The sequence below is a fragment of the Candidatus Nitrosotenuis aquarius genome (genome assembly GCF_002787055.1).
GTDB lineage: Archaea > Thermoproteota > Nitrososphaeria > Nitrososphaerales > Nitrosopumilaceae > Nitrosotenuis > Nitrosotenuis aquarius.
In genome coordinates, this window is the sequence record NZ_CP024808.1 from 1082502 (window position 1) to 1105797 (window position 23296).

At 34.9% G+C, this 23296-nt stretch carries 24 protein-coding genes; 13 read left to right on the forward strand and 11 right to left on the reverse strand.

Annotated elements, in window-relative coordinates:
• Positions 1-13: 13 nt before the first annotated feature.
• A complete protein-coding gene (locus NAQ_RS06425) occupies positions 14-1564 on the forward strand; it encodes an ArnT family glycosyltransferase (RefSeq protein WP_100182754.1) in 1551 nt (516 codons plus the stop codon).
• 6 nt (positions 1565-1570) lie between these two features.
• Here the strand turns inward: NAQ_RS06425 and NAQ_RS06430 are convergent, their stop codons facing one another.
• The 4 genes from NAQ_RS06430 to NAQ_RS06445 are packed head-to-tail and all read right to left on the reverse strand — an operon-like array spanning position 1571 to position 5004.
• On the reverse strand, positions 1571-2215 hold the full coding sequence (locus NAQ_RS06430) for a 2OG-Fe(II) oxygenase (protein ID WP_100182755.1): 645 nt from the start codon (positions 2213-2215) through the stop codon (positions 1571-1573).
• 49 nt (positions 2216-2264) lie between these two features.
• Positions 2265-2705, reverse strand: coding sequence for an SRPBCC family protein (locus tag NAQ_RS06435; RefSeq protein ID WP_100182756.1), 441 nt, complete (start codon positions 2703-2705; stop codon positions 2265-2267).
• Positions 2706-2765: 60 nt separating this feature from the next.
• On the reverse strand, positions 2766-4097 hold the full coding sequence (locus tag NAQ_RS06440) for a nucleotide sugar dehydrogenase (RefSeq protein WP_245871557.1): 1332 nt from the start codon (positions 4095-4097) through the stop codon (positions 2766-2768).
• A 19-nt stretch (positions 4098-4116) separates the two neighbouring features.
• Complete coding sequence (locus NAQ_RS06445) at positions 4117-5004, reverse strand: NAD-dependent epimerase/dehydratase family protein (RefSeq protein ID WP_218192564.1); 888 nt, start codon at positions 5002-5004, stop codon at positions 4117-4119.
• Between the two features lie 78 nt (positions 5005-5082).
• On the opposite strand from NAQ_RS06445, the gene NAQ_RS06450 reads away from it, so the two are divergent.
• From NAQ_RS06450 to NAQ_RS06470, 5 genes are read left to right on the forward strand one after another with little or no spacing between them, the layout of a single operon-like run.
• Positions 5083-6174 carry a DegT/DnrJ/EryC1/StrS family aminotransferase gene (locus NAQ_RS06450; protein ID WP_100182758.1) on the forward strand — a complete coding sequence of 364 codons (1092 nt, stop codon included), beginning with the start codon at positions 5083-5085 and terminating at the stop codon, positions 6172-6174.
• A 40-nt stretch (positions 6175-6214) separates the two neighbouring features.
• Complete coding sequence (locus NAQ_RS06455) at positions 6215-7378, forward strand: pyridoxal phosphate-dependent aminotransferase (protein WP_218192565.1); 1164 nt, start codon at positions 6215-6217, stop codon at positions 7376-7378.
• Between the two features lie 27 nt (positions 7379-7405).
• Positions 7406-8092, forward strand: a complete 687-nt coding sequence (locus NAQ_RS06460; protein ID WP_119571107.1) for a class I SAM-dependent methyltransferase — start codon at positions 7406-7408, stop codon at positions 8090-8092.
• Positions 8093-8127: 35 nt separating this feature from the next.
• Positions 8128-9012: a polysaccharide deacetylase family protein gene (locus NAQ_RS06465; RefSeq protein WP_162858681.1), complete on the forward strand. Its 885-nt coding sequence runs from the start codon at positions 8128-8130 to the stop codon at positions 9010-9012.
• A 43-nt stretch (positions 9013-9055) separates the two neighbouring features.
• Positions 9056-10246 (forward strand): ATP-grasp domain-containing protein, encoded by a 1191-nt coding sequence (locus NAQ_RS06470; protein WP_162858682.1) that lies wholly within the window; start codon positions 9056-9058, stop codon positions 10244-10246.
• A gap of 10 nt (positions 10247-10256) precedes the next feature.
• On the opposite strand, the gene NAQ_RS06475 is transcribed toward NAQ_RS06470, so the two are convergent.
• Positions 10257-11468, reverse strand: coding sequence for an asparagine synthase-related protein (locus NAQ_RS06475; RefSeq protein ID WP_162858683.1), 1212 nt, complete (start codon positions 11466-11468; stop codon positions 10257-10259).
• 54 nt (positions 11469-11522) lie between these two features.
• Between NAQ_RS06475 and NAQ_RS06480 the strand changes: the two genes are divergently transcribed.
• On the forward strand, positions 11523-12761 hold the full coding sequence (locus NAQ_RS06480) for a glycosyltransferase (protein WP_162858684.1): 1239 nt from the start codon (positions 11523-11525) through the stop codon (positions 12759-12761).
• On the opposite strand, the gene NAQ_RS06485 is transcribed toward NAQ_RS06480, so the two are convergent.
• A complete protein-coding gene (locus NAQ_RS06485; RefSeq protein ID WP_177585566.1) occupies positions 12762-13160 on the reverse strand; it encodes a hypothetical protein in 399 nt (132 codons plus the stop codon).
• Between the two features lie 326 nt (positions 13161-13486).
• Between NAQ_RS06485 and NAQ_RS06490 the strand changes: the two genes are divergently transcribed.
• Positions 13487-14533 (forward strand): glycosyltransferase family 4 protein, encoded by a 1047-nt coding sequence (locus NAQ_RS06490; RefSeq protein WP_245871558.1) that lies wholly within the window; start codon positions 13487-13489, stop codon positions 14531-14533.
• A 4-nt stretch (positions 14534-14537) separates the two neighbouring features.
• Here NAQ_RS06490 and NAQ_RS06495 read toward each other — a convergent pair whose 3' ends face one another.
• Together NAQ_RS06495 and NAQ_RS06500 are read right to left on the reverse strand one after the other, a co-directional pair.
• Entirely contained in the window at positions 14538-15752 is a 1215-nt protein-coding gene (locus NAQ_RS06495; RefSeq protein WP_100182766.1) for an asparagine synthase-related protein, read from the reverse strand.
• On the reverse strand, positions 15739-17115 hold the full coding sequence (locus NAQ_RS06500) for a nucleotide sugar dehydrogenase (protein WP_100182767.1): 1377 nt from the start codon (positions 17113-17115) through the stop codon (positions 15739-15741). Before NAQ_RS06500 ends, NAQ_RS06495 begins: the two co-directional genes overlap by 14 nt.
• A 97-nt stretch (positions 17116-17212) precedes the next feature.
• Here NAQ_RS06500 and NAQ_RS06505 point away from each other — a divergent pair, with 97 nt between their 5' ends.
• The gene (locus NAQ_RS06505) at positions 17213-18115 is read left to right on the forward strand and encodes an NAD-dependent epimerase/dehydratase family protein (protein ID WP_100182768.1); all 903 of its coding nucleotides are present in this window, start codon (positions 17213-17215) and stop codon (positions 18113-18115) included.
• Here NAQ_RS06505 and NAQ_RS06510 read toward each other — a convergent pair whose 3' ends face one another.
• Together NAQ_RS06510 and tes are read right to left on the reverse strand one after the other, a co-directional pair.
• A complete protein-coding gene (locus NAQ_RS06510) occupies positions 18116-19060 on the reverse strand; it encodes a glycosyltransferase family 4 protein (protein ID WP_100182769.1) in 945 nt (314 codons plus the stop codon).
• Between the two features lie 44 nt (positions 19061-19104).
• Positions 19105-20769 (reverse strand): tetraether lipid synthase Tes, encoded by a 1665-nt coding sequence (gene tes / locus NAQ_RS06515; RefSeq protein ID WP_177585568.1) that lies wholly within the window; start codon positions 20767-20769, stop codon positions 19105-19107.
• A gap of 115 nt (positions 20770-20884) precedes the next feature.
• Between tes and NAQ_RS06520 the strand changes: the two genes are divergently transcribed.
• Genes NAQ_RS06520 through NAQ_RS10145 form a run of 3 tightly spaced genes read left to right on the forward strand, consistent with a single transcriptional unit; the run spans position 20885 to position 22293 of the window.
• Positions 20885-21652, forward strand: coding sequence for a TrmB family transcriptional regulator (locus tag NAQ_RS06520; RefSeq protein WP_100182770.1), 768 nt, complete (start codon positions 20885-20887; stop codon positions 21650-21652).
• Positions 21652-22098, forward strand: coding sequence for a metal-dependent transcriptional regulator (locus NAQ_RS06525; protein ID WP_100182771.1), 447 nt, complete (start codon positions 21652-21654; stop codon positions 22096-22098). Before NAQ_RS06520 ends, NAQ_RS06525 begins: the two co-directional genes overlap by 1 nt.
• A gap of 30 nt (positions 22099-22128) precedes the next feature.
• A complete protein-coding gene (locus NAQ_RS10145; RefSeq protein WP_162858685.1) occupies positions 22129-22293 on the forward strand; it encodes a hypothetical protein in 165 nt (54 codons plus the stop codon).
• On the opposite strand, the gene NAQ_RS06530 is transcribed toward NAQ_RS10145, so the two are convergent.
• Positions 22294-22713 carry a secondary thiamine-phosphate synthase enzyme YjbQ gene (locus NAQ_RS06530; protein WP_100182772.1) on the reverse strand — a complete coding sequence of 140 codons (420 nt, stop codon included), beginning with the start codon at positions 22711-22713 and terminating at the stop codon, positions 22294-22296.
• A gap of 175 nt (positions 22714-22888) precedes the next feature.
• Here NAQ_RS06530 and NAQ_RS06535 point away from each other — a divergent pair, with 175 nt between their 5' ends.
• Positions 22889-23296 (forward strand): hypothetical protein, encoded by a 408-nt coding sequence (locus NAQ_RS06535; protein ID WP_100183499.1) that lies wholly within the window; start codon positions 22889-22891, stop codon positions 23294-23296.

Below are 23296 nucleotides of genomic sequence, written 5' to 3' on the forward strand. Positions count from 1 at the left end.
AAAAAACAAAGATATGAATGCGTCGTATGCAGTCCGAATTATAGAAAAAACATCACTGTTACTTTTACTTGCCATTGTTTGTGGATTAATTATTAGATTACTGTATTTTCCGTATAATATTCCAATAATTTTGGATGGTTCATTGTATTTTTGGTATGCAATAGATACAAGTTTACTCGGTCAACTCCCTACAGGTTATGATTTTCCAAATAATGGCTGGCCTTCATTTTTGGCCATATTTTTTTCATTTCTCAAATCACAGAATTTTTTGGATTTTATGCACTTGCAAAGAATTTTAACAGTTGTAATTTCATCACTTACCGCAATACCAATTTATTTACTTGGTACGAGATTTTTTGAAAAAAAATATGCAATAATTGGAGCTTTTATCTTCATTATCGATCCAAGAATAATCATCAATTCATTGTTAGGTATCACCGATACCAGTTTTATTTTATTAGCAGTTTTATCATTGTTCTTCATTTTAGGTAAAGATACGAGATATTCCTTCATTGCATTTGGTTTAGCTGCCCTTGGAGCATTAACAAGATATGAGGGCATTCTTCTTCTTGTGCCACTTTCAATATCGTATTTTTTGAGATTTAGAAAAGAGAATAAACTTATTTTAAAATACTTTATTGCGATTGGAATTTTTGCAATTGTCTTACTACCAATGACATATGAGAGAGTTCAAACAATGGGCAAAGACGGTTTCATCAGCCATATTTCAGCTGCAACAAAAGCTCACCAATACATATCAGAGTATCCCGAGAGTGGTTCAGATTACTACAAAAAAACTATCATACAGACGATTAAGATTTTTTTTAGTTATTTAGGATGGATAATGATACCTACTTTTGCATTTCTTGTTCCTGTAGGGATCATAATATTTTTCAGAAAAAAATTACAAAAGATAACAGATCTGAGAATTGTAACGATAATTCTATTTTGTATTGTAATGCTATTGCCTGCATTATACGCATATTCAAGAGGATATCATGAAACCAGATATCTGTACATAATTTTTCCAGTTTTATGCTTGTTATCCACAATTACATTAAGAGAATTAATTCATAAATTTACTAATCAAAAATTAATTGCCATAGTCATATGTAGCGGAATTATTGGTGCATCTATTGCATATTTGGATATTAGAGGGCCAAATACAGATCATGAGCGTGAGTCTTTTGAAATTGCACAAAAAATTTCAAAAGTATCAAGAGGAATAAATCAATTTTCTGAAATTGAATATGTCAAATCCACATATATTTTGAATCAGAATTTCCCAACTATTAAAAAATCAGTTTTGGAATCACCAAAAATAATTACATATAGTGATGAAGAAACCGTTTTAGAGTTTATTAAGAAAAATCAGAATAACGGATTAACACATATTGTTTCTGATGATTTGTTTGGAATTAATTCAAAAATAGAAAGATCATTAAATGATGTTTTCTTGCATGAAGAAAAATATCCATATTTGAAGAAAATTTATGACTCAGATCAAGAAGGATACCACTACAGAATCAAAGTTTTTGAAATAGACTACAATGCACTTTCTTAATTTTTATTATTCCCAAGCTAGGGCAACAGCTTGTCTTTTGACATCTTTTACAATATACCGTGTACCATGCCATGATTTTGGTGTAGATGGTGGGAAACACACTACAGAATTATCAAGATTATATGGCTCAAAGAGTATTGTGGATTCGTCTTCTTTTGAAGAGATGTAGGTTCCTCCTGGATCGCCTTTTTGCCAACCTTTGCTGAAATAAAGCAACATATTCAGTTTGACAGTTTTGTCTCCATCTATGTGAGGTAGTTGAAAATCTCCTTTACGCAGGAGAATAAAGCTAAAGTATTTTATTCTTTTAATCGGAATTCCACAGTATTTTTTTACATTGGCAGTAAATTCATCAGATATAAAATACCTCTTGATTTTGTTCCATTCCTTGCTCAATGTTGGATCATCTACTTGGTGTTCTGGCCCTACATAGAACGTATCATTAAAGCGTCTTCCGGCAGCAGAACGAGCAGGCTCATTGTTAACATACCAGTTTTTATCAAATTCCGGATATGTTTTGTATAATTTTTCATAAAACTTGCGCTCAAAAAACTCTTCCACAAATCCATATTTTATCGGTTTATTTTTTTTAAAAGTGGCAGAATTACTGTATAGAGTTTCCCAATTTACAAGATTGCTGAAATCTTCCATCGTCAGATCACCTTTGTTTTGTTATTTGAAATTATCGTAATTTTCATTTTTATTGTGCAAGTGCTTCTGTGTTCATTTTGTACAAGAGTCCAGTCAGAAATTGCCTATAGCTATTTTTTATAGGACTACTAAGAATTCTATACTTTAATGCAATTTTAAGATCAGCTGTTACTACAACTTTAGTTCCAGATTCCATTTTGTCATATAATATATACAGTATACTTCCTTTAAACGGTCCTTCAATAATTTTTGTTTCAAGTCGGTTTGGTTCAATGACTTTATGTATAGATTTTTGTTTTATTTCATGTTTGATAAAGCTGGTAAATGTGAATATTTCTTGTGTTGTTGTTGTGGATTCATTTTTTTCAGAAATAGTTATTGACTTGATCAAATGGGGAAAATATTTTCTGAAATTTTCAAAATCAGTAGCTAATTTGAACAATTTAGTTGATTCTGCTGGAAGATTAATCGTAAACTCTAGTTTTGCCATTTATTCGACTGAATTTTGATTATTATATAAAGTTAGTATAGAAAACCAATCGTATAACAATCATGGAATTCCTATTGTCAAAAGCTTTGAGTTGTTAAAATTATTTTTGTTAAGAATATTTCTTCCGTCAAAGATAAGTAATGGTTTGTTTGCCTTTGAAAACGAAGATTCATCTAGTTTTGAATATTGTTTATGATCAGTAGATATGAAAATCAAATCGGCCTTGTGAATAGTCTTTCCAAGATCAGATGACAGTTCCACATTAGACGGTAGATCATCATCTTGGAGAATATATGGATCATGTACAGATACTCTTAGCTTCTTTTTTCTGAACTCATTAATCACTGCATATGATGGAGATAGTCTAGAATCAGTTACATCTCCCCTAAATCCCAATCCTAACACAGCAATTTTGAGATTTTTGGTTTTTTTGTTATTTTTTAAGAGTCGAATTGCATCTTTCACACATTGTATTGGCATATCATCATTAATTTTTCTTGCAAATTCTGTTATCTTCATATTTTTACCTAGTTTTGCAGCCTGTTCAATTACAAATCTTGGATATACTGGTATACAGAGACCACCAACTCCGGTTCCAGGATAATGTAAATGACAGTATGGTTGGGAGTTTGCTGCTTTTCTTGCTTCCCAATAGTTTATTCCAACATCTTTACAGAAATCCACTAGCTCATTTGCAAGAGCAATATTGACATCACGGTAAACTCCTTCAAACAATTTTTCTGCTTCTGCTGTTGCAAGTGATGACATTGTCAAGACTCCTTTTTTTGAAATTAAACTTAGCAAATTTTGGGCAAGATCAGTGCTTTTTTTGCCAAGCCCAGATACAATCGCAGGATAATTTTCTTCAATGTCCTGTAAAGCTCTTCCCTCATAGATTCTCTCAGGATTGTAGATCAGACAGAAGTCTTTCTCTCCCTTTAGTTTACTTTTTTCCAATATCGGCAGGATTATTTTTTCTGTAGTGCCTGGAGGTAAAGATGGACAAATTATCACCGTATCATTTTTCTTCAGTCCCCGCGTAATGTTTTGTGCAACGGTAATAATGATACTAAGATCTATCTTGTTGTTTTTTAGTGCGACTGGTACCGCTACGATCTTTATTTGAGAATCTTTTGATGCTTGAATTCCATCAGATGTTAAGGAAAGTTTGTTGTTTTTTAATGCAGTTGAAAAAATCTCTGATATGAATGGCTCTTTTTTGTGAGATTCTCCATTTCTTATTTCAGTAAGTAGTTTAGTAGATACATCAACGCCAATTACGTTAGCTCCCGCCCTTAGCCAAGCAGCTGCTAACGGCCCACCAACATTTCCCAGTCCATACACCGCAATTTTTTTGTTTGTTATTATTGATGCAGGTTTTTTTTTAGTCAAAATCACAATCTTTCCTCCATTATCGATGATTATTCTTTAACCAAGAAATAGTTTTGTTTAATCCATCTTCAAGAGATGTACTTGGAGTCTTTCCAAAGGTTTTTTGTAATAATGTCGTGTCGGATACAAAATTACCAATTTCACCAGGACGTGAAGGTTGGAATTCTATGTTAGGTGATACTTGTAGGATTCTAGATATTGTATTAATAACATCCAATATAGTAGAGCCAACACCGGTTCCAAGATTGAACACTGAATTGTCTGCGTTGTTTTGCGACACAGCATAATCAAAGAAAGGAACAATGTCTTTTATGTATACATAGTCTCTGATTTGATCTCCTTTGCCAAATACAGTCAGAGGCTCATTTTTGGTAATTTTTCCATATAACGAAGGAATGAGTCCGTTTTTTTGGTAGTCACCATAAATATTGAAAAATCTAAAAACTACGAAAGGCAGTCCATAGAGTTCATAATATAATCGCAGATAGTGTTCTGAGGTAAGTTTTGTTATTCCATATGCAGTCTTTGGTTTTGTTACATGGGTTTCCGATACTTTGTAGGTTTGCGGCTCACCTACAAGTGATGATGCGGATGTAAAGATTATTTTCTTTACTTTGTTTTGTCTACAGGCTTCTAAAACATTGAGTAGTCCGATTATGTTCACTTGTGCGTTCTGGATTGTCTGATCAATTGATGATACAAGAGAATGTGCAACCAGATCAATTACGACATCAACATCTTTGACGGTATTTTGGACACTTTTGTAGTCAGTAATGTTAAACTTGACATAGTTTTGATTTCGCGTGCTGTCAATTTGATCTGCAGCTGTAACGTCATATGATTTTCCCAGGTCTTGAACCAGATTGTTACCGACAAATCCTTCTGAACCCAAGATTAAAACTTTCAATGCCACGAGTGAATACTGATACTCTAAAAATGTTCGTGTCTTATAGTATTAATATGAATAATCTAATAAAAAAATCAGATGGCAAAAAAATTGATTCCACTTGCTGTACCAGATGTAGGCGAGGAAGAACTTGAAGAAATTCGCAAAGTTTTGGCAACTGGATTTCTGACTGAGGGTGTAACAACCCAAGAATTTGAAAAGAAAGTCGCTGAATATGTTGGAGTCAAACATGCAATAGCAATGACATCATGTACTACGGCCCTACATACGGTTTTGGAATGTCTAAATATCAAGGGTCAAGAGGTAATAGTTCCTGATTATACATACCCTGCTACTGCTGAAGCAGTCATTTTGGCTGGCGGAAAACCTGTTTTGGTAGATGTTGATTCAGAAAGCATGAACATGACAACTGAGACACTAGAGCAGGCCTATGATAGTTCCATGACGGTCTTCATTCCGGTATCTTGGGCAGGAGTTCCACTAGAATCAAAATTATATAAGAAATCAAAAGAGCTTGGCCTCAAATGTTTGGAAGATGCTGCTTGTAGTTTAGGTGCTAAGATTGGTTCAGAATTTGTTGGAAAGATTGCGGATTATTCCTGTTTTAGTTTTCATCCAAGAAAGGTAATCACAACAGGAGAAGGCGGAATGATAACTACTGATGATGATTCAATGGCCGAAAAATTTCATTCATACAAACATTTTGGCGCAAAAGGAACTACGTTTGAAACTATTGGGACAAATTACAAGCTTTCAAACATTTTAAGTGCGCTTGGAATAGTGCAGATGAGAAAAATTGAAAAGATAATACAGGTAAGAATAGAAAAAGCCAAAATCTACAATGAGTTATTGTCAAAGATTAATGGAATAAGACCAGCATATGTAGGAAGTGACACAAGACAGACATTTCAGACATATGCATGTTATGTTGAAAAAGACGACTACAGAGATAAGATAAGAAAATCACTTGCAGATGAGAACATTCAGAGTCAAATTGGTACATACGCATTACATCTAGAACCAGCATATAGGAATTACAAGAGAATAGGTAAATTGAAAAACTCGGAGCTATTGTTTAGAAATGCTTTGTCTCTTCCACTACATAGGAGCTTGGAATTGGAAGATCAGAATCGCATATGCAAGATCATCAGTCAAACACTTAGTGAATGAGATAATAACAAAGTTTTTTTCAATAACAATCACTTACATTATGAGTGCAATGGGACAAGTAGAATCATTTTCCAAGGCAGTGATTGAGAGTTCTGAGGCCTTATCAATAAAATACAATACCATTGTTTACGAAAAACAAAGAAATGGGGAAGACATAATAATTTTATCATTAGGAGAGGCTTTCTTCGATATACCGCTGTTCTCTTTTGAGCCCCTACCGCATTCCAAGATCTATCATTATTCCCATTCAAGAGGCATTCCTGAATTAAGAAGAAAATTATCAGAATATTATTTTCAGAATTATAACGTTAGTTCAGATTATGAATCTGAGATTTTAGTTACTGCAGGATCAAAAATTGGCATTCATATGTCACTTATGTGTATGTTAAATCCAAATGATGAAGTTTTGATTTACGAGCCTGCATGGGTTAGCTATACTGAGCAAGTAAAATTATGTCACGGCATTCCTGTCCACATACCATACGACAAATCTGTTTTTGATTTTGAAAAATATATTACAAAAAGGACTAAGATCATAATAATAAACAATCCCAATAATCCAACTGGGAAAACTTATGAAAAAGAAGAGATGCTGCACTTGTATAATTTAGCAATAAAACATAATTTGATGATTTTATCAGATGAAGCATATAGTGATTTTACATCAAAGGACAAGTTTTTTTCCATAGGCAATTTTGATGTGGGAAAAAACCACAGCATAATTATCAATTCAATGTCTAAGAATTATGGAATGTCGGGTTGGCGTATTGGGTATGTAATCTCAAATCACAAATTCATATCACAGTTGTTGAAGGTCAATCAACATTTGATTACCTGTCCTGCTACAATTTTGGAATACTATCTGTCACACTACTTTAATGCCATAATTGACATAACTATTCCACAGATCAACAAATTACTTGAAATTAGAACACAAGTAAAAGATTACATGGATTCAATTTCTCTTGAACATTTACCAGGTAATGCAACGTTTTATTTTTTTATTTCAATTAGTGGCTCAAAATTATCATCTGATGAATTTGCTATGAGATTATTAAATGAGTATAATGTCAGCGTTGTTCCAGGCATCGGTTATGGGAAAAGCTGTGATCAATTCATCAGAATATCAATAGGAACTGAGAGTTTAGAACGAATTAAGAGAGGGTTGAACACAATTAAAGAGTTAATTGTAAAAACATCGTAGGAGGAATTTCGAGTCACAATTAACGCCATGGACCATAACAGAGAAACAATAGATAGATACAATAGACGTTTGATAAAATTTGGATATAATCCAAAAACATTAGGATGGATCAAAGGTAGACAGGGAATCAGATTCTCCGCCTTGATTTCTATTGGTAACATTAACAATTCCAGTGTTTTAGATATAGGATGCGGATTTGGAGATCTTTATGGATTTTTAAAGTACAAAAAACTTAGATTCAGTTATTTGGGTTTAGAACTGAATCCAAATCTCATAAAATATGGAACAGAGCAATATCCAAAAGCGGATTTTAGAGTTTTTGATATTGTAAAAGATGACATAGATAAAAAATACGATTGGGTAATTATCTCTGGATTATTTAATTTTAAAAGAAAATCACCATATCAGTTTATAGAATTAGTATTAAGAAAAGCATTCAATTGTTGTAGAAGAGGAGTTGCTACAGATTTTATGACAACCTATGTTGATTTTAAAAATAAAGATGCCAATTATGTAAATCCAGAGAAAATAATGAAAGTTTGTAAGCAAATTACTACAAGGATAACACTGAGACAAGATTACATGCCATATGAATTTTGCATTTATCTTTACAAGAACAATATAAAAACTCAAAATGGAGTGTATAGTGAACATTACTCATCATTAGATCCAGAAATTAGAACAAACAAGTGGCTCAATATGAAATCTGGATAAATATTTACAATTCTTTATGGCGTATGTGTTATAAATTGAAAAATGAAATTCTTTTGGTTTTATCAGCAGATGTTTATTTTGACCAAGCGAACTCTCATTTCAAAGATGAGCATTCATTAGAAAATCTTGAACTTTTGCCCGATATTGCCAATACCGTCAGTCATGTACTAAATTCACACTGCAAACCAAAGATATGCTGGTTGGTGTCAAATAATGACATAATATTAAAAAATTTTATACAAAAAAAGGACGATGTTATGTTAAATAATGACGAAATTGGATTGCATTGTCTAATATCAAAAATGTTTGATATAAGCTCAAAATCCAAATTAGAAATTGAAAGATACATTGAGAATGCAGTAAGAATGATGAATAATTATGGACTGATACCACTTTCGGCTAGAATGGCAGGTTGTTCAATGAACAATAATTTGTTAGCGGCACTTCAGAAATATGGAATAAAAGTGGATTCTTCAGCATTACCAAAGCGTAAAAGAGATGAAACAATCAGTTTTGATTGGTCAGTAACAGAGTCCACACCATATTTTCCATCTGTTACAGATTATCGAATTACAGATTCAGATAAAACAAAATGTCATTCCATATTAGAAGTTCCATTGACTACAATTTCTACTAAAGCACCTTATGACAAAGAATCAATCTTCAGATATCTAGATTTATGCTTTAAACCAAAAGTCATTGCAGATGAAATTACTAACATTGTAAAAGAAAAAGAAATTATTGTAACAATTATTCACCCTATGCAATTATTAAAGCAGGAAAATAAAAATGAGCTATTTGGAACCGGTATTGACGATTTTAAAACTAATTTAATTCATCTTCGAGATAGTTGTGAAAAATTTGGTAGAAAAATAAAATGTGTTAGTTTCATGGATTTGTATAAATTATTTACAAATTAAATCTTAACATAGTAATATATTGTGATGATTTCCCTGTTCTTCATTGCAAAAAAAGCTCTTGATTTTGGGTGGAGGGGTATCACACTTGGCAATAATCAATATTGCAAACAACATGGGCTTACATACTGTTGTAATGGATAAGAATCCAGCTGCAAAAGGACTCAAAATAGCTAAAAAAGCAATTAATCTTGATGGAGGAAACAAAGAACAAGTTCTAAGCGTTGCCAAAGCTGAAAATATAGATGGGATTTTATCTACAGGTGATTATTCTGTGATTCCAGCTGCATATGCAGCAGAGAAAATTAACCTAGTTTCTTTAGGAAGTAAAACTGCAAATTTGGTAACAAACAAAGGCGAATTATTTTCTCGTTTTGCAAAACATGGTGTACCAATACCGCCAAGGAAAGTAGTAACTAATTTTAAAGACGCATTAGGAGTTGTAAATAAAATAGGCTTACCTGTAATACTAAAACCTGAGTACAGTTATGGTGCAAGTCGTGGGGTGATAAGAGTCAACTCCATAGAAGAGTTTGAAAAGAAATTTAAATTCACACAGGGGTTTTGCCTAAAGAAAGGGATCATAATAGAGAAGTTTATCGATGGTTTAGAGCACACAATTGAAAGTATTACCATAAACGGAAAAACTTCAGTATTAGCAATTTCAGATAAAATTCGAACAAGTAATCCATATTGTGTGGCCACAAGTTTGGATTATCCATCAAAACAAAAAAAGGACATAGTAAGAAAATTGAAACTAGCTGCAAAAAAAGCAATAGCTGCATCAGGCATACGAAATGGAGCATCGCATATAGAAGCAATTTCTTTAAGCGGACAAGTATATGTTATCGATTTTGGCGGCAGAGGAGGTGCAGGTGGTTTCATACCTTCTGTCGTGGTTCCAAGGATAAACGGTGTGAACATGATGGAAGCTATGATCAAAATCGCTTTAGGAGAGAAAGTTGGATCATTGAAACCACAATTCTGGAATAGTGTGATTTATCGATTTTTTGTTGCTGAACCAGGAATTGTCAAAAGTATCAATGGAATTAGAAAAGCACAAAAAATTTCATGGGTAGTAGATCTAAAAATTCACGTCAAGAAGGGAGATCGTATTGAAGTACTGTCAAATCAGTTACTACGTCCAGGTTATTTTGTAGTGGTAGGTAAGAATAATCAAGAAGCGGAAAAGAGAGCAAAATTAATCCAAGAACTAGTGAAAATCAAAACAAAATGAAGATTCACGATTATAGAATTGTCTTTGGACTAATTTGTTTTGTGATGAATAACTGATAGTATATTTCCAATGCTAAAATCGATACAATTTTACTCAAATATCTGATATCACCATCACTATCAACTCGGTCGAACGCGTTTAGTATCCAACCATAATTGATGATATTATTTCCATACACATAGCTCTTCTTATCAAGAAGGATACGCTCAGCAATTTGTTTCCCATTTCTATTCCAATCCAGCAATAGATCTGGGCTGAATCCTTTTTTCTCATCGATATGTTCTACATTAAGTCGATTAGTTATTTTCCTCAACGTTAGCTTGCCTTTGTTGGAAACAGCATTGTATTTTTGGTCTAATCGTAAATGAAGTCCAAAATTAACTACATTACTATCTAAAAATGGAGATATGCCAAGCAGGCCATAATGTTGTAGAATTTTTTGTCCAGTTGGAATAAAGTCATAGATTAGCTTTCCATTAAAATCTGCCAAAAATACTTGTTGAATTGGTTTTAATGAATTTCTAAAATAAGGTTTAAGATAATTATAGATCACATTCCAGTCAAACTTGATTTTTTTTCCAAAAATATTTTTTTGATCAGGAACCCAATCTCGATTATGACACTCCAGATAATGGATTACTTTAGTTTTCCAATCATCAGTTAATTTTGATAGATTAAGGAATTTATGATATCTGAATGTATAACCGGCAAAAACTTCGTCTGCACCATCACCATTTACAAGAATGTTGCTATATTTTTTAGCCTCTTTTGCAACATAGTGTTGATATGTGTTCCATCTTGGCTTTTTTGCAATTGATATCAATTCAGGCATATTTTTGAATATAGAATCCACAGTCACAATTTTAAATGTAGAATTAAATTTTTTAGCTATTAATCTTGCTTGTTTTGATTCATCATAAGCATCTTTGAATACCACACATATTGAGATTAATTTTCTGGATGGAAAAATATGGCGTAATAATCCTAAAGTTAGACTTGAATCAATTCCACTACTAAGAGATAGGGCAAGCGGTTCATCGTTGTCAGGTATTGATTTCTTAATTGCTTTTTTTAACAATAGTTCAGTTTTATGACCTCCAGGATCAGAATTTGTATTTAATAAATCAGATGATGGGATTTTTTTATGAATGTTAATTTCTTCCGGATTATATCGTAATGTCAAATAATTGTGGATTAATTTAGATGTAATTTTATAATTCAACATGATAAAATAATTTTGAAGATTAATAACCTTTAATTTTTATAAAGATGATTGTTGGGCAAGACAAAAGTTTTAGCAATAGGTGACACTGCCGACAATATCTTTACTCTCAAAAAGTTTGTAAAAAATGTAGATATTCATTTGATTAATTTTCCCCGAAAACAAAATGCGTTATTAACATATTCAGAAGAGGGAGTAGAGTTTTTTGATTCATTATTAATCTCTAAACAAGTTAAAATGATCAAAGAAATATGCACTAAATTTGATTTATGCTTGGCCATGTCTTGGGCAGGAGCAAGAGTAGCATATCTGGCAGGATTAAATTACATAATGTATTTTGTTGGTGGTGATATAGCAACTCCTCCCTTTCTAAAAAAGTCTAGAGATCCTTTTACAAACACCATAGTTTATGATTTGAATTTTATCGAGCGCTCATTCTATAAAAGAGTCTTCGATACCGCATTAACATGTATTGGAGGACAAATCGAATACAATTATTTGATAAAGTATAGGAAAGACGCAATAAGATTGGACAGGGTAATTGTTGATACAACACTATTTAATCACGAGATAAAACCTGTAAATCTTAAAAAAGAGAAATTCACATTTTTGTCGGCCCAGCGTTTTGGTCTTGCAAAAGGATTCGACATAATTTTGGAGGCATTAAGACTATGCAAGACAGACTTTAAGGTCTTACAAGTAAAATGGTTTATTGAGAATTCCGAGGAAGAGAAAAGAATCAATAGAGAATTAATAGATAAATGCCCAAAACAAGTTGAGTTCATTCCACTAATAAAGCGCAAAGAATTAGGTAGTTATTTCACGTTCGCTGATGCAATACTAGGTCAGATGCGTATCGGTGCACAAGGAGCGATAGAGCGAGATGCTGCATTTTGTAAAAAACCAGTAATTTGTTTTACCGATCAAAATAAACCCATGATAATAGATGGTAAGGAAGTTGTGCCACCGTTTTTACCCAAAACACAAGATTCTCATGATCTTGCAAATCTAATTGATTCCATAGTACAATCAAAAGAATTTAGAGATAAATTAGTAGAAGAACAATATTCTTATATCAAAAAACTTTCGGATCCTGATGAGGTTGTAAAAGAATGGGAAAGAATTTTTGAGGCCATGACTAGAAAAAATAAAACAATAAAACGAAAGTCAAAAACAATAATATTTGAAAATTTGTTAGCAGTGTTATCGGAAAGACTGATTTATTTACGAAAAATGAGAATGAGGAATATTAAATCATGGGGAAAAGAAGAATATGAAAGGCTTACTAAATGATCATTTTACTTTGTCGGTCTTTTCTCTGTGACTTCCTACATATCCACCTTTTACCAATAAATTAATTTTTTCTTCAATGGATTTGATTATAGAAAGCTCTTCATCAGTGATTTTTTCATTTTTTGAGATTTTTACAAGTAATTGTGCTATGATCCCATATAACGGGAAGACAACTTCTCGTGTCCATCCTGGCTGTAGCTTGTAAAAATATGGATATGATTCTACATTAATGTCAGCTTCAGCAGAATATGCTGAGCTTCGTTTGTAATGCACATATCCTACGAAGACAAGAAATGGTATACCAAGCCCAGCAATCACACTCACATATATGAAAAAGCTTGGAAATACAGTTTTTAATGCAGGGATATTTTCTATTGCCAAATAATATGTTGTAACCATAGTATTTACTGCCGCGAAGATGAAAGCAAAATACGTAGTCCAGCCTTGTCTGAAATAAAACCAAGCACGAAATCCTAATTTTCTTCTAGCAATCAACAGATAGATCTAAAATAGTATAAAGGTAAATGTGATTGTGAAGACAGGTTAATTAATTAATCAAAATTATGTTTGTTTTTGATGTATTTGTTTCATTCCTAGTTTTTTGAAAGTAATTTTCACGTTTTATTACTAATTACAAATGAATTCATGTGATAAAATCATAGGAGAAATTCATAACCATAACACGTTTAATATAATCAGTTGAATATTAAAATTCAAAATTGAGATTGCTTATTGGTGGAGCTAGTAGTAAGTTTTTTCATCTTAAGGAATTTAATGATTCTTTAGAGAGACTTGGTGTAGAAACAAAACTAGTTTTAGATTCAGAAATTTACGATGGTTTTCCAAGCAGAAATCTCAATAACTGGTTTCAGACTAGAAGAAAATTTAAAAAACTAATTGGTGATTTTAAACCCGAGTTAATTTTTGTAGATAGACAAAGGCATTTTTCTGTTGCTGCTGTTGAGTCAAAAATACCTACACTAGTACACCTACGGGGAGATTTTTGGAGTGAAATACAATGGGCAAGAGAAACAACATACAAGTCATTTGTAAAAGGTATTGTTCTTTCCGAATGGGAAAAAATGGGAAAGAAATGCTTTGAGTCATCAAGTGCAATTTTGCCAATATGTGAGTACCTTGCAGACATTACCAAAAAACATTATCCTTCAAAGAATATACATGTTTTACGACAGGGAATAACACCATCAAGGTGGTTTCAAACAGACAAGCTCAAGCTCAAACATCCCTGTGTCGGATTCTTACAAAGTGCAATTATTTGGGGAAAGGCAAAAGAGATGCTAATTTTACCCCGGATATTAAAATCAATGCCAAACATTATGTTTTATTGGGTAGGTGATGGCCCTTACAGAGAACAAATTCTAAAACCTCTAAGAAAATTTGAAAATTTCAAGTGGTTGGGCCCAATGAAATATCCAGACGAAGTAAGAGACTATCTTTCAGAGATAGATATCTATGGACTAATGAGTGGGATTGATATGTCCCCGTTAACATTACAGGAAGCTCAGCTTATGAAAAAACCAGTCATAGCAACAGATGTGGGAGGAATACCAGAAGTGATGGTAGACGGTAAGACTGGATTTTTAGTAGAAAAGGAAAACCCTACAGACTGGATTGATCGAATTAACCTCATACTTGAAGATAACGACAAAGCAAAGAAAATTGGAATGGAAGGAAGAGGGTTCATCGAATCCAACTTTAATATGGATAAAATAGCTAAAGATTTTTTATCAATTGCAAATAATTATATTTAAAATTTTAAACAAGTCTTGTTGAATGTTTCAATTCTTTAGTGATAAACAATTTATACCAGATTTCAAATGCTAACAGTCCATATAATTTGTTAACAGTTCTTGCATCAGTATCTTTTATTTTCAATTTTTTTCTTATCCATTCTCTATTGATCCAGCCATCTTGTATAATTCTAGCATCATAAAGATAATAGTCGCAGATTTCTTTACCATATGACTTCCATAGATTTACAGTATCTATAGAGAATCCTTGTTTTCCTTGTGAAACAAATCTTTCCAAGTTTTCTTTCTTAATTATTTGTCGTAATATGATCTTGCCAGTTTTGCTCTGTTTATCGTATTTCATATTTGATGGAATATGGGTAGCATATGAGATCATTTCTTCTGACAGCAATGGTGTTAATGTTTTAATCCCAAAATGTTTGTTAATTGCTGTGTTTACTACTGAGAAATTATGTCTTAATTTACCGTTAAAATCAGCTAGGAATACTTGATTTAGTGGATTTAATGGATTGCCAAAGTATGGTTCTATGACATTATAGATTTCTTTCCATGAGAAGTTCGAGTTTTTACCAAAAACTCTTGGCTGATCCGTAACCCAATCACGTTCATGACATTTTAAATAGGATAGAATTTTGTTCTGTTTAGTTGTATTTTTTTTAATCAATGAGAGGAATTTTTTGTAACGGAATGTGTAGCCTCCAAATAGTTCATCTCCACCATCTCCAGACACTATGAATTTGGAAATAGAGCTTGCTTTTTTTGCCACATGATACCAATGTAAATCCCATATGGGAAGTTTTACTATACTTATTGCTGCTGGCAAGTTTTTAAGATAATTCGATACGAAAATAATTTGATTATCAACGCCTAATCTTTCTGCAAGTTTAGAGGATTGTTTTGTCTCATCAAAACTTTCAGCAAATTTTACAGACAGGGTCTTTATTTTCACATTTGGTACAGCCCTGATTAAAGAGCTTAAAACTAATGTTGAATCTATTCCACCACTCAACGCCAATGCGATTTTATTTCTAGCAGAATTTTCGATGTTATCTTTTACATAACTAATGATTATTTTTTCTACCTGATCAGCAGATATGTTCTGCTCTTTTTCAACGAAATCTTTCCAAGATAACTTCGGAATTTTTGATTTGATTTCAGTCGAGTATCGTAATGTCAGAATATGTTTGATTAATTTCGGGTTTACTCTAGATCTTACCACGGCCTAATCCTCTAAATATCAGATTTGCTTTTTTTGCTGCATGTCTATCCACTACACCCCTAGAGTCAACAAGTATAGGAGTTCTCATTCTTGTAGCTAAAAATATTGGTTCCAAATCATGAAATTCTTTATGTGCAGTCACTATAACTATAGCATCAGTATTTTTTAATGCATCAACAAAATTACTTTCTGTGTGTATTCCATATACGTTTGTAGATTTGTAATACGGATCATAGATTTTTACTTTGGCCTCACCCGCAAGCAATTTTTCTACGATATGTTTCGCAGGGCTTAGCTGGATATCTTTTACATCCGGTTTGTACGATATGCCAAGGATTAGTATTTCTGAACCTTTGATGCTCTTATTGGCCTCTAAAAATCCATCATTTAGTAGGCCTATTACATGATCAGGCATCGATTCGTTAGCAATACGACCAGCTTTAACAATATTTAGATTTCCATTAACACGTTTTGCAAGATTAAGCATTTGGTAAGAATTAACTGGAAGACATGGCCCACCTACTCCCGCTCCAGGATAATGAACTTGAAAATTGTATTTTGTTTTTGCAGCTTCGAGTACTTTCATAATATCGACGCCTATTTTTTCAAACAATATCGCGAGCTCATTTACAAAAGCAATGTTAATGTCACGAAAAACATTCGTGGTAAGCTTTACTGCATTAGCAGTCTTACAATCAGGCATCGGAATTAGATCAACAGTGAACACATGCCTATAGATCTTTGTAATGATGTTGGCAATTCTATCATCAATTGCACCTACAAGTCTTGGCAATCTTTCAAAATCATTAAGAATTTGTCCTGGGTTTGCAGTTTCAGGACATACTCCTATTCCAAAGTTCTTTCCTGCTTTCAGTCTGGTTCCATCCCCTTCTATTATAGAGATCAGTTCATCTTCCACAAATCCCGGTTCTATTGTACTTTCTACAATAACAAGTGATCCGGGAGTAAGCAGTTCATGTAGTTGTTTGCCTACAGATTTCAATGCAGAATAATTAGGAATGTTGTTTTCATCCATTGGGGTTGGAAGTGATAATAGTATCACGTCAGATTTTGGAACACCTTCCTCGATCTTCGTAGTTGCAGAAAAATTTTTTTCTTTCATTACATTTTCAAATATTATGTCATAACCAGGCTCATCTTTAAGGGGAAATTCACCCGAGTTAATGGAGGCAACTAGGTCTGAATTGATATCCACTCCAATTGTTGAGAGGCCAGAATTTGCAAAGGATAGTGCAGTAGGCAATCCAATTCTCCCCACACCAATAACACAAACCTTGAGATTGTTGCTCTGAATCGCTTGAATAAGCTCCTGTGAACTCATCTCCATTATTGAATTGGTCATCAATGCATCAACTAGTTTGATTTTCGATGATCATTCTTTATTTAGTTTTGTCTAGTTTTGCTCAAGACTTAAAGATATGACAAATTTATCACGTCATGTGAAATTTGCTGTAACCGGTGGGGCTGGTTTTGTTGGAAGCTATTTGGTAAAAAGATTAATCAAAGAAAATCACGATGTGATTGTAATAGATAACCTTTATCGAGGTAAGCTAGAAAATCTAAAAGAAGTTTTTGATAAAATACAATTTCAAAAAATCGATATCAGAGATTTTGATTCTATGAGAAATATCATAAAAAATACAGACGGTGTGTTTCATGAGGCAGCACTTACAGACGTACAAGAGTCATTTACAAAACAAGACGAATATGTAGATGTAAACGTCAAAGGTACTGAAAATGTATTCAAAATAGCAAGGGAATTCGGGACCAAGATAATTTATGCTAGCAGCTCTAGCGTTTATGGTAATCCAGAAAAAACTCCAATCGCCGAAGATAGTAAACGTACCCCGATCAATCCGTATGGTAACACGAAACTAGAGGACGAATTTTTGGCCGAAAAATATGTTGAAAATGGTGTTTCAATAATTGGCCTCAGATACTTTAACATCTATGGAAAAGGCCAGACTGGATCTTATGCAGGAGTAATAACCAAATTCATCAACAATCTAAAAGAAAAAAGGCAGCCAGTGATTTTTGGTAACGGTGAACAAAAAAGGGATTTTATTTTTGTAGAAGACGTTGCAAGAGCAAACATTGCAGCCATGAAGAGTAATGTCAAAAACGGATTTTTCAATGTAGGAACCGGTATGGTCACTTCCATAAAACAGCTGGCAGATCAGATGATTGAGCTTTCTGGATTAGAACTAGAACCAAAATATGAGAAACCATTAGTTGGAGATGTATTCACTAGTCAAGCCGACACAACTCTAACAAAAAAACTACTCAATTGGGAGTATCAAACCGAACTAAGCGATGGCTTGAAAATATTTTTCTCATTGTGATTATTTTAAGAGTTTTTTATAAAATTCAATATATTTTGGAAGCCAGATAGTCCATGTCATGTTTTTGTTTACAAAGTCAAATGCAGCATCAGTCAGTTTTTTTATTTGCTCTGAATCGTCTAATAACGAGTTGATTTCAGACAATAATGTTTGAGGTTCTTCTGGTGGAACTAGAATGCCTGTTTTTTTGTTAGTGACTAGTTCTGGTATTCCACCAACATTTGTTGCAATGACAGGGATTTTCAGATAAAATGCCTCTTTGATTACAGTAGGTAAACTTTCCATTCTTGACGGTACAACCAATACTCTTGAGGATTTGAGTGTGGACATTGCCTTTTGCCAAGGAAAGTCTATACAATAAACGACATTGCCTTTGATTTGTGATTCTATTCTGCGAAGAATATCAATTCCTTTCTCGTAACTATCTCTGCCAGCATAGATAACTTGGTTGTCTTTTTTTTCTGTGTCTGGAATATCATCTAGTTTTTCCGTATCAATTGGGCTTGGTAGATACTCGAAATCCAGTCCTAGTTTTTCTTTGTAGGCTTTTTGTGTGATTTTTGAGTCAGTTGTTAGCATGTTTGCCCATCTGAGAGCGCTTTCTTCGGTGGTTTTGGCAACTTTTCCCAGAGCACTTGAATGTAGAATGTTTACCTGATCACTGAAAACACCATGAATTGAGAGTACTCTTTTTTTTGCACATGCTGTCCGCATCGCAAAAGCAGACGGCACATTGAACGCATGCACTATATCATAACTACCCTTAAAGAAACTCGAGATGGAGCTGGTAACTACAAAGCTTGGATTTTTAAAATTTTTAATTGGAATTTTTGGAGGATCAAGAAAATCAACATGAAATCCATGTTTTCGTAGTTGGTCTGCAAGCATAGCTGCATGGCCACCTATACCACCAGAATACCTTGGAGAAATGAAAAGTAGTTTCAATGAATCAAAATTAAATTTATGATTTTAAAAGGTCTTGGATTAATTTACACTAATGCTTGAGATGCTGCATGCATCATCTGGCTTTTTGCACAACCAGCTGCGAGCTCGTCTCCTTTTCCTCTTCTCATTAGGCCTCTATACAAGCCGTCTTCTAGTTTGACACCTTCTCTTTGCTCCCATTCTTCCACTGTAATGGAATATTTCTTTTGGATTCTGTCCCTGTACCATTCTGGAATGACATTGAATGCGCAGAATGGAATGATTCTAAGATCTGGAGTCAAATAGTGTATATCACATCTTTGTAGTCTTTCTAGGTCTTCATTGTACTTGTCTTGAAAGTGCATCATGCCCAAGAATAATCCCTTGACGTGCCAAGAGCCTACTGCATCAAATGATCTCTTCATTAGAATATTGCCAAACATCTTTGCCAAGTCTAGGCCTGCTGGTTGCTTCTTTTTGTCAACGAAACTAGAAAGCTTTCTTACAACCTCTAGCATGGTAAAGTACTTGTTTTTACCAGAACGGATTTCTTCTGCTTTGTCTTCGAATAATTCCAACATTCCTTGAATGTCTGCAAATCTTGGCAGTGGGACGAATTTCTTTGTCTCTGCGTCTTCGAAGACATAGGTGCCTGCACCACATGCAAAATGAATTGATAATTCGTATTTTGGTTTGCTAGAGAATGCCTCAATTACGTTAGTCAACGGCATGCAGCTTGGAACTGGGAACCAGTCATCAACTGTAACCTCGCCATTTGTCTGCTCTTCGATTCTTTGGATGCAATCAGGAATGGTGATTCTGTATTTTTCACGTTCTGCTTTACCCATTCTACCAGTTAGTGATACTGGTTGGAAGTTTACTGCGTGAACTACGTCCATGTTCTTTTGGGCATATCGAATGATACCGCCTAGTTCATGGTCGTTGATTGATTTGATAACTGTCGGAACAAAAACTACTGTTGTGCCTGTCTTTCTGCAGCTATCCAGAGCATATGGGATCTCCCAGTGGTTCTTTGGATTTGTTCTTGCAGTGACACCGTCAAAGCTCAGGTACAGGTTATTGCAGCCTGCCAGTCTTACCTCTCTTGCCGCTTCTGGGTCCATTGCATGTCTGATGCCGTTTGTATTCATCTGGACATGGTCAACACCTTCTTGTTTCATTATTTTGATAATATCGGTAATGTCATCTCGCAGCATTGGCTCACCGCCAGTGATTTGGATAGAGTTGCCCGGAATTGGTCGCTCTGCCTTTAGGGTCTTCATCATTGCACGAACTTGGTCGTGTGACGGCTCGTACATGTATGCTCCTTCAAGGCCCTTCTTTACGTAAAAGAAGCAGTACCAGCATGTCAGGTCACACCTGTTGGTTACGATCATGTTTGCAAGACCGCTGTGTGATAGGTGATTTGAACATAAACCGCAGTTATTCGGGCAAGAACATTTCTCGATCATTACGTTTGGTGCATGTGCGCCCTTGCCGTCAGCCCAATAGGTGCTGAATTTTTTGTACATTTCATAGGAACCAAAGTACAATTCTTCACATTCGCCATGTGTTGGGCATGTTTTGCTCATAAAGACGCGTCCGTCTCGCTCAAAGACCTCTGCATCCAGAATCATGTTACAGTCAGGGCAGATGCTCTGGGTGAATCTGATTGTGGATTTCTTTCCAAGCGTCTTTGTCGAGTTTCTTGAGAGCTGAATTAGCGACATGTACTAGTTGCAGTTTTTCAAATTGATATTTAATGTATTTCCCACTCTGCCCCGTTGTATTCAGTAGATTGATCGGTTCTGTGTTTAAATACTGAAAAACCACGCATAAGATCGGATGAGTATTTCTGATAATACGCGCAAGTCGCTTGAAAAGATTGGCCTGACAAGCTATGAGATCAGGACGTATTCTTCTTTGCTAAAAGGAGGCGAGCTTACCGCGTCTGATCTGAGTCAAAAGTCGGGCGTGCCATATTCCAAGATTTATGAGGTGCTCGGATCGCTTGAGGAAAAAGGCTGGATCGGCTCTGATGATTCCAGGCCCACAAAATATTTTGCAAAATCCCCAGCAACTGCGCTAGAGGCAACAAAGCAAAAGATAGAATCCGATTTTAAGGAAAATGAAAATGTTGTTTTGCGGGAACTGGTGCCATTATACGAGAAAAGTGGTGTAAGTGAGAGGCCAGACATTTGGGTTTTGTCCGGCATAATGAATATTGCATCAAAAATCCTAGAAATGGTTGATTCGTGCAGAAACGAGGTTCTGATCGCCCTGCCAAAGGCAAACGAGATGCTCGTAAAGCAGGCATTGCCGAAATTGCGCCAGCTGCATGACAAGGGTGTTGTAATTACCATATTGATGTCAGATGAGATGGACCGAGAATCGCTCAAGGCTTTGGCCAGAGTATCCACAGTCAAGGTCAAAAAAGGACTGTTTGGAGGAGGAATAATTTCGGACAAGCGCTATGTAGTGATTTTGCTTGGTCCAATTAATGATGCCTCGGAAGGAGAGGCAGTTGCAATTTGGGCAGACCATGCAGGTTTGGCTGTCTTTGCAAGAGAATACTTTGAATATTTGCTCAAAGATGCAAAGGATGTATCATAATGGATTCGATAAATGATGAGATACTGTTCGTTGGAACTGCCGAAGCAGAACATGTGGAGATGTACCTAAAAGCAATCTGGCACATCAAGGAGAGAAACGAGCCAGTCAAGATTAGTACAATTGCCAAGATGCTAAATGTCAGACAGCCAAGCGTAGTCCAGATGTTAAAAAAGCTAAATGAGCAGAATCTGGTAAATTACAGCAAGGCAGGTGTATCTCTGACAGAGGGCGGAGAAAAGGTAGGTTCTAGCATGATGCGAAACAGTAGACTGCTTGAGGTCCTTATGGATAGCGCGCTAAAGGTCGAAATCGATGAGGAAATGGTCTGTGGAATAGAACACCACATGAGCAAGCAATTCACAGACGCATTATGCACAATGCTAAAGCATCCACGCAAGTGCCCACACGGACATGCTATTCCACCAGGCTCTTGCTGCTCTGCGTAAAGTTATATCATAGAATGTAAAACTTCTAGCATGGCATGCTTTTGCGGATGCAAGACATTTGTCAAAGATGAATATGGATTCAAGGTAGGTTGTGTCAACTGTACACATGGTCCGCAAAACCATGATGATGAATTTCGATTGGCCTCTCGCAAAAACGAAAGCGCCAGTCAGAAGCGAGACGCAGATTTCGGATAATTATTCTCCGATGATTTTGACTAGAACTCGCTTTGGTCGCATCCCATCAAATTCTCCATAAAAAATTTGTTCCCAAGGCCCAAAGTCCAGATCGCCATTAGTTATTGCTATTACGACTTCGCGCCCCATGATCTGTCGCTTTAGGTGTGCATCTGCATTGTCTTCTCCTGTGTCATTGTGTTGGTATTGGTTTACTGGATCATGTGGTGCTAGTTTTTCCAGCCATTTTGCATAGTCTTTGTGAAGACCGGATTCGTTGTCGTTGATGAAAACACTTGCGGAAATATGCATTGCATTGACAAGACATAGGCCTTCTTTGATTCCGCTTTTTTTGACTAGTTGACGCACCTGTGGTGTAATATGTACAAATTCTAGTCTCTTTTTTGTGTTAAATGTCAGATATTCGGTTAGGGATTTCATTATTCTTAGAAAACAAATTTTGGATTAAATCTTTTAGCAAAAATGCAGGCTCAGAACTCAAGATCTATATCATTTTAGAATCAATGGGATAAGGTCATCAACGCCTACTATACAATATAGCAATGAGGGATTTTTAAAAGAAGCTTGATAAGGCGCAATGCCAGTGCTAAAGAAAATGGTTGCAATTGACGCTCCAGCCTCACTTGAAAGCTTTAGACGATTCATCATAGCAAGCACATGCAGCTCATACATGCCCCGAAGCTATCTTGAAGACCCGGAGGTATTTCCAGAGCGAGAAGAATCGCTGGGTTCCATCTACGTAGAGGCAGCAGACAAGGTAACGCTAAAGAAAATTCGCGACATTACGTTTGTAAATGCGCGCGATGTCTTGGGCATAATTTACAATTCAAAGAGCGGCAATACAACACTCAAGTGGAGGCAGCTTAGAAGAAGGGGCGGCAAAGTGACTGGCGAGGCATCATCGAATTCGCTTGTCAATTTGGCAGAAGGCGGGGTAATCACGCCAGACTGGGTTGATAATTATCTGAAAAAGAAAAACATGGAAAGCACCAGTACTGTATAA